Below are 855 nucleotides of genomic sequence, written 5' to 3' on the forward strand. Positions count from 1 at the left end.
GGCCACCTGTTCGACGTCGCGCACGCCTGGCTGCTCGCGGGGGAGCGCGGTGTGCGCGACGGCATCGAGTTCGAGATGCTGCTCGGGATGGCGCAGGGGCAGGCCGAGGCCGTCCGCCGGACCGTCGGCTCGCTGCTGCTCTACACGCCGGTGGTCCACCCGGGTGAGTTCGACGTGGCGATCGCCTACCTGATCCGGCGGCTGGAGGAGGGCGCGTCGCAGGAGAACTTCATGTCGGCGGTGTTCTCGCTGGCGTCCTCGCCCGAGCTGTTCGCCCGCGAGGAGTCCCGGTTCCGGTCGTCCCTCGAACCGCTCGCCACGCCGGAGGGTCTCCTCGCGCCGGCCTCGCACCGTGTCGCCGACCGCTACGCGGCCGTCGGGCGCGCGTCGGCCGGGCACTTCGAGAACACGCCGGACACCGACCCGTCGGTCGCGGAGTTCCGGCGGTGGGGCGCCGACATCACCGCGCGCGTCGCGTCGTCGACGCTCGGGGTCAAGGCCGTCCAGGAGGCCCGGATCACCTCCGCCGAGTCGCTCGAGTCCGTCCTCGGTCGCGTCCGCGCCGCGGGCACGACGTGGGCGACGTGGTCGGGAGCGTCGCGCGGCGCCGTGCTGCACGCGATCGGAGACGCCCTCGAGGCCAACCGTGCGGCGTTGATCGAGGTCATGGCCTCCGAGACCGGCAAGACCATCGACCAGGCCGACCCGGAGGTGTCCGAGGCGATCGACTTCGCGCACTTCTACGCGGAGCTCGCGTCGGACCTCGAGGCGGTGGACGGCGCCTCCTTCACGCCGGGCGCCCTGACGCTCGTCGCGCCGCCGGGAAACTTCCCCGTGGCGATCCCGGCGGGGTCG

The 855-nt window shown here is 73.6% G+C and carries 1 protein-coding gene; it reads left to right on the plus strand.

Features of this window, described 5'->3' with window-relative positions; translation table 11 throughout:
* A partial coding sequence (locus tag I59_RS09015) for a proline dehydrogenase family protein (RefSeq protein ID WP_031273458.1) occupies positions 1-855 on the plus strand: 855 nt, incomplete at both ends.

This window comes from Curtobacterium sp. B8 (assembly GCF_000333315.1).
Lineage (GTDB): Bacteria > Actinomycetota > Actinomycetes > Actinomycetales > Microbacteriaceae > Curtobacterium > Curtobacterium luteum.